Genomic DNA, 9,981 nt, shown 5'->3' with positions numbered 1-9,981 from the left:
CCCGGCAGCGGGGTCCGGAGCCGGCCGCCCACCGGGCAGACCGAACTCCTGGAAGGCGATCCGCTCCTCCAGGCCGTACACCGCGCGCCCCGTGACGGACCGGATGATCGATGCGTTCCGCCAGGCGCCCATCCCGAGGTCGGGCGCGGTCAGCCCGTGCGTGTGCTCCTCGGCGTTCTGCACCCAGATCCGACCGCCGATGGTGTCGACGTGCAGGTCGCGCGCGACGGCGAAGCGTCCGCGGTCGTCGCGCGCCACCAGGTGCTCGACGGGCCCGAGGAAGTGCGGCGTCCTCGGCCGGTACCCGGTCGCGAGGACGAGGCGGGCGACCTCGTGCACCGCCTCGGTGCCGAGCTGCGCGTGCCGGAGCGTCAGGCGGAAGCGGTCCTGCTCCGGCAGCCACTCGGCGGCGACGACGCTCGTGTCCGTCCGGAGCGTCGTCGGGACCGGGCCCCGGGCGCTGATCCGGTAGAGGGTGTCGTAGACCTCGTCGACCAGGTCGGCGCTGATGCCCTTGTAGAGCCCACGCTGCTCGCGACCGAGACGATCGCGGACGTCGGTCGGCAGGGCGTGGAAGTGGTCGGTGTACTCGGGGCTCGTCATCTCGAGGGTGAGCTTGGTGTCCTCCATCGGGAAGAACCGCGGTGACCGGGTGATCCAGTCGAGGCGGTACCCGCCGTCGCGGATGCCCTCGAGCAGGTCGCGGTAGACCTCGGCGGCGGACTGCCCGCTGCCGATGACGGCGATCGAGTCGGCACCCCGGAGCGCGTCGCGCGCCGGCAGGTAGCCCGCGGAGTGCACGACCGGACCGTCGAGGTCCCGGAGCGCCTCGGGCACCGCGGGTCCGGTGCCGATGCCGAGCACGACGTGCCGCGCCACGTACCGCTCGGGCCTGTCCGGCGTCTCGGCGTGGACGGTGAACAGGTCGGCGTCCTCGTCGTGCTCGACGGCGACGACGCGACGGCCCCAGCGCAGTGTGTCGAGCCGTTCGGCGGCCCACCGGCAGTACGCGTCGTACTCCACCCGCAGGGGGTGGAAGTCCTCGCGGATGTAGAAGGGGTAGAGCCGGCCGGTCTCCTTGAGCCAGGCGAGGAACGAGAAGGGCGACGTCGGGTCCGCCATGGTCACGAGGTCGGCGAGGAACGGCACCTGGATGGTGGCGTCGTCGAGCATCATGCCGTGGTGCCAGGCGAAGCCGTCCGCCTGGTCGAGGAAGACCGCGTCGAGGTCGTCGAGCGGGTCGGTCAGGCAGGCGAGCCCGAGGTTGAAGGGGCCGATGCCGATGCCGACGATGTCGTGGACACGTCCGACGTCGGTGGCGGTGGCGGTGCCGGTGCTGGTGCTGGTGCTCGTGCTGGCGGTGGTCATCGGGCCGCTCCCGTCGTCGTGCCGACGTGCCCGTCGACGAGGTCGGCGTGCAGCCGCGCCGCGGTGCGGACCACGTGGTCGAGCGATGCCACGACCTGCTCCGCGCTGGTGGTGGGGTTCAGCAGGGTGAGCTTGCTGCACGGACGGCTGTCGATCACGGTCTTCGCGACGAGCACCCGCCCCTCGGCGAGCAGGGCCGCGCGCAGCGGGGCGACGAGCGCGTCGGCCTCGGCGTCGGACACCCCGTCCGGCTGCCAGCGGAACAGCACCGTGCTCAGCTGCGTCGGCGCGACGAGCACGAGGTCCGGGTGTGCCGTGACGTGCTCGTGCACCCGCTCGGTGACGTCGAGCACGGTGTCGAACGCCTGCCCGATCGCCTCGGCGCCGCTCGCCCGGAGCGTCGCCCAGAGCTTCAGGGCATCGAAGCGCCGGGTCGTCTGCAGGGACTTGTCGACCTGGTTCGGCTCGTCGGCGTCCTCCGGGTTGAGGTAGTCCGCGTACCACGAGGCCCGGCGCAGGTCCTCCGGGTCGCGGACGAGCAACGCGCTCGACGACACCGGCTGGAAGAACGACTTGTGGAAGTCGGCCGTGACGCTCCGCGCGCGTTCGATGCCGTCGAGCAGGTGCCGACGGGTCGGGGACACCAGCAGCCCGCAGCCGTACGCGGCGTCGACGTGCAGCCAGACGTCCTCGAGGTCGCACACGTCGGCGATCGCCTCGAGGGGATCGATGCAGCCCCGGTCGGTCGTGCCCGCGGTGGCGACCACGGCCATCGGGGTCCGCCCCTCGCGCCGGGCGTCGGCGATCGCGTGCGCCAGGGCGTCCGGTCGCATCCGGCCCGCGGCGTCGGCGGCGACGTCCATGACGGCGCGCTGCGGCAGGCCCAGCACCATCGCCGACTTCCGGACGCTGAAGTGACTCGACGCAGTGGCGAACACGACCAGGTCGTCGAGCGCCGACAGGCGTCCGGCGGGGCCCTGGGGCGCTGTCGTCGCCGCCTGGCGTGCCAGCAGGAGCGCGTGCAGGTTCGACTGGGTCCCGCCCGACGTGAAGACACCGTCCCCGGCGGTGAACCCGATCGTCCCGGTGACCCAGGTCACGACCCGGCGTTCGATCTCGGTACCGATGCGCGACTGGTCCCAGGTGTCGACCGACGGGTTCACGGCTGCGAGGACCGCCTCCGCGGCCACCGCGGGCACGGCGACCGGGCAGTTGAGGTGGGCGAGGTAGCCGGGGTCGTGGAACCAGACGGCCTCGGCGGTGAAGAGGTCGTCGACCTCGGCGACGGCGGCCCGGGCCGATCCGAGGGGTCGCGCGAGGTCGATCGCTGCGACCCGGTCGCGCAGGTCCGAGGCGGGCGTGTCGGTGGTCGGCGTCTCGACCTCGGCGAGCCGGTCAGCCGTGCGGTCGACGGCACCGTGGACGATGTTCCGGTACCGCTCGGAGGCGTCGGAGGTCAGGATCTCGAGCAGTGGCGTTTCGCTGTTCACGTTAGGTGAGGCTAACCTAACCGTATCGCGATCGGAACCTCGAACGGGGGAAGACCGTTCGTTCCACCTGATCGCGGCGTCGCCACCGGTACGCTCGTCGGGTGGACAGCACCGCGGCGGGGAGCGCCACCGTCGCCGTGATCGGCGCCGGTCAAGCCGGCCTGTCCGCCGCGCACCACCTACGCCGCCGGGGATTCCGGGCCCTGCGGGACGCCGAGGACGTGAGCGGCGCGCGTTCCGTGGTCGTCCTCGACGCGAACCCTCGGCCGGGAGGCGCGTGGCAGCACCGGTGGGCGTCGCTGCGGATGGCGACGGTGAACGGCATCCACGACCTGCCGGGCATGCCGCTCCCGCCCGTCGACCCCGCCGAGGCGGCCCGCTCCGCGGTCCCCCGCTACTTCGCCTCGTACGAGGCACACGAGGACCTCCCGGTGCTGCGCCCGGTGCGGGTCGGGTCGGTGACGCCCCTCGACGACCGCGCCGACGGACCGCTCACGGTGACGACCGACCACGGCTCGTGGCGCGTCCGGGCGATCGTCAACGCGACGGGGACGTGGAACACGCCGGTGGTGCCGGACGTCCCCGGCACCGCGACGTTCCTCGGCGAGCAGCTCCACGGTCGTGAGTACGTCGACGCCGAGCACTTCCGCGGGAAGCGCGTGGCGGTCGTCGGCGGCGGGATCTCCGCCGTGCAGCTCCTCGACGAGATCAGCCTCGTCACCTCGACCGTCTGGTACACCCGCCGTGAGCCGGTGTTCCTGCCGGGCGACTTCGTCCACGAGGTCGACGGTGTCGACGTGGAGCGGCGGGTCGCCGCCGACGTCCGGGCCGGGCGTCCTCCGGCGAGCATCGTCTCCTACACCGGACTGATCTGGACCGACGCCCTCCGTGCCGCCGCGCGGCGCGGCGTGCTCGAACGGCGGCCGATGTTCACGCAGGTCCGTCCGCACGGCGTCGTGGAGGCCGACGGCACCGACACCTCGATCGACGTCCTGCTCTGGGCGACCGGCTACCGCCCGGACCTCGACCACCTGGGACCGATGCACCTGCACGGCCCGCTCGGTGGCGTCCCGATGTCGGGCACGCAGGTGACCGGCGAGCCGCGCGTGCACCTCGTCGGGTACGGCCCCTCGCAGTCGACGGTCGGGGCGAACCGGGCCGGACGAGCCGCCGCCCGCGACCTGGACCGTTGGCTCACCGTCCACGAAGGCGCACCGGCGCACGCCTGACCAGGGACGGCGGGTGCCCCACACCGTGGTCGCAGCTTCAGGTGGTCGGTACCGGCGGCAGCTCGTGATCGGTCTCGGCGACGCGGGTGGCCTTCGCCGCGAGGCCCTGCAGCGGCCCCTCGAGCAACACCTTGTCCGCCACGTGGCGCAGGGCGAGGCCGAGCCGGGTGCGCGGGTAGGCGAACCGGACGATGCCGCGCGGGATCCCCTGCACGTCGTCGACGAGTGGTCGCATCCAGTCGTCGAACGCCGCGAGCGCCCCGTCGAGGTCCGCGCGGCTCGAGGTACGGCCCGCCACGGACGCAGCGAGCACGTACCCGCTGGTGAGGGCGAGCGACGCGCCACCACCGCCCATCGGCGTGACGCACCACGCCGCGTCACCCACGACGGCGACACGGCCCCGCCGCCAGACGGGCATCCGCACCTGGGTGAGCCGGTCGACGTAGACGTCCTCCGAGGTCGCGAAGCCGTCGAGCACCCGACGCGCCTGCCAGCCGGCGTCGGCGAAGCGTCCCTCGAGCCCGGTCTGCACCCGTGCACGGTCGGCACCGGTCACCCCGCCGTCCTCGCCGGCCCAGGCCAGGATCGCGCGGGTGGTGTCGTACGGGTCCGGACGCAGGTGCACCTGACGACCACCGACCGCGTTGTACCAGCGCCACCGTCGGTCGTCGGAGTCCGTGCGCGGGATCGTACCGAACGCCATCGTGACGCCGAGGTCCCGTTCGGAGACGTCACCGGGGTGGTCGAACACCAGCGCGCGGGTGGTGGACCGGACACCCTCGGCGACGACGAGCAGGTCCGCCCGGAGCGACCGGCCGTGGTCGGTGGTGACGGTGACGTGGCCGCGCGCGGTGTCGTCGACGTCGGTGATCCGCTCCCCGAAGACGAAGACCACCCCCTCGGGCAGTGCGTCGCGGACGGTACGGGCCAGGTCACCCCGGAGCACCTCGAGCTCGGCGGTGGCACCGTCCGGGCCCTCCGGCAGCGTCGCGGTGACCCGCCCGTCGGTGTCGACGAGCACCGTCCCGGTCTCGGTGGTGTTCACCGCACGGACGGCATCGGTCAGCCCCATCCGCTCGAGCACCTGCTTCGCGACGCCGCGCACGTCGACGTTCTGACCGCCGTCGCGGAAGGCCCGGGCGCGTTCGAGGACGGTGACCTCCCAACCGGTGTGCCGCAACCACCAGGCGGCGGACAGACCTGCGATGCTCGCCCCCGAGATCACTGCGTGTGGTGCGGACATGTCCTGCTCCTCGTGTGTTGCGCGGAGGGCCAGGACGCCGTCCGCTCATGCTTTACAGTAAAGCGACTTGATTGTGGAGGAACCTCGATGCCCGACGTCGACCCGCTCGAGACCGCCTGGAGCGAGGACGAGGTCGCCGTGATGCACCGACTCCGCGACTGGGCGGTCACGTTCGACGAGCTGAACCGGCACCTCGGCACGTGGGTGGGCCTGTCGCCCACCGACGCCAACGCCCTCGGGCAGGTGCTCTGGGCAGAACGAGCGGGCACGCCGCTGTCCCCCGCGCAGCTCGCGCGGCAGATCGGCATGACGTCCGGAGCGACGTCCGTGCTCGTCGACCGGTTGGAGGCTGCCGGCCACGTGACACGCCACCGGGAGAGCGCCGACCGACGCCGGGTGACCCTCCGCAGCACCGAGACCGCCCGTGCAGCGAACGAGGCGTTCCTCGGGTTCGCCGGACGAGAGGTCGCCGGCGCGCTGCGGGCGTCCGACGCCGACGAGGTCCGCGCGGCGCTGGCCTTCCTCGACCGCATGACGACGGCGGCGACCGCCGCCAACGGCCGGCTCGCCGGACACGAGCGCGGCGGGCGAGCCTGACGGGGTGCTCCGCAACGACGGAACCCCCTCCGAGCCGGAGCTCGGAGGGGGTTCTGCGGTGGTGACCCCAGCGGGATTCGAACCCGCGTTACCGCCGTGAGAGGGCGACGTACTAGGCCGCTATACGATGGGGCCGCACGTCCCGCTCGGGAGCGGGACACACTCGTTGTCGGACTCGGAGGCTAGCCACCTGTGGTGACCCCAGCGGGATTCGAACCCGCGTTACCGCCGTGAGAGGGCGACGTACTAGGCCGCTATACGATGGGGCCGTTCCGACAACCCGATAAGTATGGCACACGGCTCGCGCACTGCCAAAACGGGGCGTGTCGCCCGGGTGTGCCGCGCCTCCAGCCCGGCGTGCAGCGCCTCAGATCGTGAGCGTCTCACCGGGCCGGAGCACCACGAGTTCCCCGTCCCCGAGGGCCTCGCGCTGCCGGTCGGTGTGCATGGCGAAGCCGACCTCGGACAGCGTCGCCTCGTGCACCGGGTAGGCGCGCCGGGGCCCCACCGCCGCGATCCAGTCCATCATCTCCCCGACCTTGAGCCACGGTGCGCCGACCGGCGCAGCGAGGACCTCGACGGGGACCCCGGGCACCGTGTACGCGTCGCCGGGGTGGAAGAGACGACCGTCCACGAGCACACCAGTGTTGTCGACGAGGGGCACCGAGGAGTGGATGCGCTGGTGCCGGACCCCGTGGAAGTCGAGCGTGAAGGGGCCGACCTCCAGGTGGTCACCGTCACCGACCACCTGGACCGCGATCCCCGCGCCGGCGAGGGCCGCTCCCACGCCCGACGGCCCGAGGACCACCGCGTCCGGGTTGCGGTCGAGGATCCCGCGCAGCTGGTCCGGGGTCCCGTGGTCCGGGTGTTCGTGCGTGACCACGACGGCCACGACCCCCTCCACGTCGACCGGGCGGGTGAAGCCGCCGGGGTCGATGACGAGCCGCGCTGCGCCCTTCGCGACGACCTGGCAGGCGTGTTCGAGCTTCGTGACCTCCATGCCGGTGACCCTACGCGCGCGGTTGCGGCGTACGGCACGGATCCCGCAACGGTCGACCGCTGCCGCTGCCGCTGTCACTGTCGCTGTCGCCGCTGTCCCTGCCACGGGCCGAACGGCGGCGCGGCGATCTCGATCTCCTGCGGAGGTCGGGCGTGTCCTCGCTCGGACGGGGCATCTGCCCGGGAACGAGAAAAGCCCCCGGGATCTCCCGGGGGCTTTTCCTTCGAGCTGGGGTACCTGGACTCGAACCAAGAACGACGGTACCAGAAACCGCTGTGTTGCCAATTACACCATACCCCAAAAGGCCTGCTGGCCTTCCGTTCCCCGTTGTCCGGGGCACGATCAACTACTGTACAGCATCCCGGAGGTCCTCGAGACCACCCACGAGGTCCCGGTGCACCGCGGCGGCCGTCGAGGCACCGTGACCGGCCGCCACGACGAGCTGCTCGGGGCCCGGTGGGGTGACGTCGCCGACGGCGTACAGCCCCGGGACCCCGGTGCGGCCGAGGCGGTCCACGCGGACGAGCCCTTCGGCGTCCCGGTCGACGGGCGCCTCGAGCCAGTCGAGGTCGGCGTGCCAGAGCGGGCGCACGAACGCACCCGTGTGCGGCCGCACGTCGCCGTCCGCGAGGCGGACGCCGGTCAGGCCGTCCCGGCCGCCCTCGAGGTCGGCCAGCGGCCGCTCGTCGACCGTCACACCCGCCGCCGCCAGGCGCGCACGGCCGGCGTCGTCGAGCACCGCGGCACCGTTCGTGTAGACGACGAGATCGTCCGTCCAGGACCCGACGAGCAGCGCGCGATCGACCACGTCGGGCGTCTCGCAGAGGAACGCCAGGGGTTCCCCCGCGTGCTCGTACCCGTCGCACTCGACACAGCTGTGCACGGAGGTGCCGTAGAGGGCCCGCAGCGACGGCAGGGCCGGGAACTCCTCACGGAGCCCCGTCGCGACCACCACGGCCCGTGCGCGGGCGCGCAGCTCGGTGCCGCGGGAGGAACCGTGCACGCTCCACCCGTCGCCGTCCGGAGACACGCGGTCGACGACCGACTGCACCACGGTCGCCTCCGGGTAGGACTCCACCTCGATCCGGCCGAGCTTCCGGAGCTCGAGCGGCGAGATCCCGTCACGCGTGACGAAGCCGTGCGACCGCAGGGTGGCGGCGTTGCGCGGCCGGTTGGCGTCGACGAGCAGCACCGTGCGTCGGGCGCGGACCAGGTTGAGCGCAGCACTCAGCCCGGCCGGACCGGCACCGATCACCGCGACGTCCACGGACAGGACGTCGACCGCGTCCTGCTCGCCCGGGTTCGTCACCACGGCGACGTCAGCGGTCCGCGAGCCGACGGAGTCGGGCCAGCGTGGAGTCCTTGCCGAGGATCTCCATCGACTCGAACAGCGGCGGGCTGATCCGACGCCCCGACACCGCGACGCGCAGCGGACCGAACGCGACGCGTGGCTTGAGCCCCATGCCGTCGATGAGGGACGAGCGCAGTGCTGCCTCGATCGCCTCGGTCGTCCAGTCCTCGACACCCTCGAGCGCGGAGACACCCGCACGGAGCACCTCGCCCGCGTCGCCCTTCAGCGTCGCGACGGCGTCGTCCTCGACCACGAGCGCGTCGTCCGCGGTGAAGAGGAAGCCGAGCATCGCCGGCGCCTCGCCGAGGAGCTGCATGCGCTCCTGCACCAGCGGGGCGGCCGCCGTGAGGACCCGATCCTGCTCCGCGGTCGGGGGTGCCGAGACGAAGTCCGTCAGGTAGGGCAGGAGACGCTCGCGGAAGTCGTCGGCGTCGAGCAGACGGATGTGGTCGCCGTTGATCGCCTCGGCCTTCTTGTGGTCGAAGCGCGCCGGGTTCGGGTTGACGTCGACGACGTCGAACGCGGCGACCATCTCGTCGGACGAGAACACGTCGCGGTCCGGGCCGATGGACCACCCGAGCAGCGCCAGGTAGTTGAGGAGCCCCTCGGGCACCATGCCGGCAGCACGGTGGTGGAACAGGTTCGACTCGGGGTCGCGCTTCGACAGCTTCTTGTTGCCCTCCCCCATCACGTACGGCAGGTGACCGAACAGCGGGACGGAGTCGGTGATGCCGACCTCGACGAGCGCCTCGTACAGGGCGATCTGCCGCGGGGTCGACGAGAGCAGGTCCTCACCGCGGAGCACGTGCGTGATGCCCATCAGGGCGTCGTCCACCGGGTTCGTGAACGTGTACAGCGGCTTGCCGTTCGGTCGGACCACCACGAAGTCCGGGAACGTGCCCTGCTTGAACGTGATCTCCCCCCGCACGAGGTCGTCGAAGCTGAGGTCGCGGTCGGGCACGCGCAGCCGGAGCGCCGGCTGGCGGCCCTCGTCGCGGAACGCCTGGCGCTCGGCCTCGGTCAGGTCCCGCTCGTGGTTGTCGTAGCCCTGCTTCGGGTCGCGGCCGGCGGCCCGGTTCCGGGCCTCCATCTCCTCCGGCGTCACGTACGACTCGTAGACGTGTCCGGACGCCCGGAGCTTCGCGATGACGTCCTCGTACACGTCCGAGCGTTCCGACTGGCGGTAGGGCCCGTGCGGTCCGCCCACCTCGACGCCCTCGTCCCAGTCGAGACGGAGCCACCGGAGCGCGTCCAGGATCTGCTCGTACGACTCCTCGCTGTCGCGGGCGGCGTCGGTGTCCTCGATGCGGAACACGAGCTTGCCGCCGGTGTGGCGCGCGTACGCCCAGTTGAACAGGGCCGTCCGGATGAGCCCCACGTGCGGGGTCCCGGTCGGGCTCGGGCAGAAACGGACTCGGACGTCGGAGCCGGTGGCGGTGGTGAACGGTGCAGTCATGACGCCACGATCCTACCGGCGCTGGAGTGGCCGGCAGGTGGACTGTGGAAAGGGCGCGGGGCCCGGTAACGCAGGAAACCCCTGACCGGTCACGGTCAGGGGTTTCCTGGTGTTGCTGAAGTTGAGTCCGGCGGCGTCCTACTCTCCCACAAGGTCCCCCTTGCAGTACCATCGGCGCTGAGAGGCTTAGCTTCCGGGTTCGGAATGTGACCGGGCGTTTCCCTCTCGCTATGACCACCGGAACACT

The 9,981-nt window shown here is 72.2% G+C and carries 8 protein-coding genes, 3 tRNA genes and 1 rRNA gene; 2 read left to right on the top strand and 10 right to left on the bottom strand.

Annotated elements, in window-relative coordinates; genetic code table 11:
- Both D8M35_RS13800 and D8M35_RS13795 read right to left on the bottom strand, forming a co-directional pair.
- On the bottom strand, nt 1-1,368 hold a 1,368-nt coding region (locus D8M35_RS13800; protein WP_126892367.1), incomplete at its 3' end, for a lysine N(6)-hydroxylase/L-ornithine N(5)-oxygenase family protein.
- Nucleotides 1,365-2,858 carry a pyridoxal-dependent decarboxylase gene (locus D8M35_RS13795; RefSeq protein WP_238638241.1) on the bottom strand — a complete coding sequence of 498 codons (1,494 nt, stop codon included), beginning with the start codon at nt 2,856-2,858 and terminating at the stop codon, nt 1,365-1,367. The genes D8M35_RS13800 and D8M35_RS13795, both read right to left, overlap by 4 nt.
- A 101-nt stretch (nt 2,859-2,959) precedes the next feature.
- On the opposite strand from D8M35_RS13795, the gene D8M35_RS13790 reads away from it, so the two are divergent.
- The gene (locus D8M35_RS13790; protein ID WP_126892366.1) at nt 2,960-4,087 is read left to right on the top strand and encodes an NAD(P)-binding domain-containing protein; all 1,128 of its coding nucleotides are present in this window, start codon (nt 2,960-2,962) and stop codon (nt 4,085-4,087) included.
- A 37-nt stretch (nt 4,088-4,124) separates the two neighbouring features.
- On the opposite strand, the gene D8M35_RS13785 is transcribed toward D8M35_RS13790, so the two are convergent.
- Entirely contained in the window at nt 4,125-5,330 is a 1,206-nt protein-coding gene (locus tag D8M35_RS13785; protein ID WP_126892365.1) for an FAD-dependent monooxygenase, read from the bottom strand.
- Nucleotides 5,331-5,417: 87 nt separating this feature from the next.
- Between D8M35_RS13785 and D8M35_RS13780 the strand changes: the two genes are divergently transcribed.
- Nucleotides 5,418-5,927, top strand: coding sequence for a MarR family winged helix-turn-helix transcriptional regulator (locus D8M35_RS13780; RefSeq protein ID WP_126892364.1), 510 nt, complete (start codon nt 5,418-5,420; stop codon nt 5,925-5,927).
- A gap of 59 nt (nt 5,928-5,986) precedes the next feature.
- Here the strand turns inward: D8M35_RS13780 and D8M35_RS13775 are convergent.
- The 7 genes from D8M35_RS13775 to rrf form a co-directional block, all read right to left on the bottom strand.
- A tRNA-Glu gene (locus D8M35_RS13775) sits at nt 5,987-6,062 on the bottom strand.
- Nucleotides 6,063-6,120: 58 nt separating this feature from the next.
- A tRNA-Glu gene (locus tag D8M35_RS13770) sits at nt 6,121-6,196 on the bottom strand.
- 98 nt (nt 6,197-6,294) lie between these two features.
- Nucleotides 6,295-6,927 (bottom strand): MBL fold metallo-hydrolase, encoded by a 633-nt coding sequence (locus D8M35_RS13765; protein ID WP_126892363.1) that lies wholly within the window; start codon nt 6,925-6,927, stop codon nt 6,295-6,297.
- Nucleotides 6,928-7,155: 228 nt separating this feature from the next.
- Nucleotides 7,156-7,227 (bottom strand) — tRNA-Gln (locus D8M35_RS13760).
- A gap of 46 nt (nt 7,228-7,273) precedes the next feature.
- Nucleotides 7,274-8,236, bottom strand: coding sequence for an NAD(P)/FAD-dependent oxidoreductase (locus D8M35_RS13755; RefSeq protein WP_238638240.1), 963 nt, complete (start codon nt 8,234-8,236; stop codon nt 7,274-7,276).
- A 10-nt stretch (nt 8,237-8,246) separates the two neighbouring features.
- Nucleotides 8,247-9,734, bottom strand: a complete 1,488-nt coding sequence (gene gltX, locus D8M35_RS13750; RefSeq protein ID WP_126892362.1) for a glutamate--tRNA ligase — start codon at nt 9,732-9,734, stop codon at nt 8,247-8,249.
- 125 nt (nt 9,735-9,859) lie between these two features.
- A 5S ribosomal RNA gene (rrf, locus tag D8M35_RS13745) occupies nt 9,860-9,976 on the bottom strand.
- Between the last annotated feature and the right edge of the window lie 5 nt (nt 9,977-9,981).

This window comes from Curtobacterium sp. HSID17257 (genome assembly GCF_003989515.1).
In the GTDB taxonomy this organism is placed as follows: domain Bacteria; phylum Actinomycetota; class Actinomycetes; order Actinomycetales; family Microbacteriaceae; genus Curtobacterium.
The sequence above is the reverse complement of the archived record's forward strand: the minus strand, read 5'-3'. Positions and strand labels throughout refer to the sequence as shown.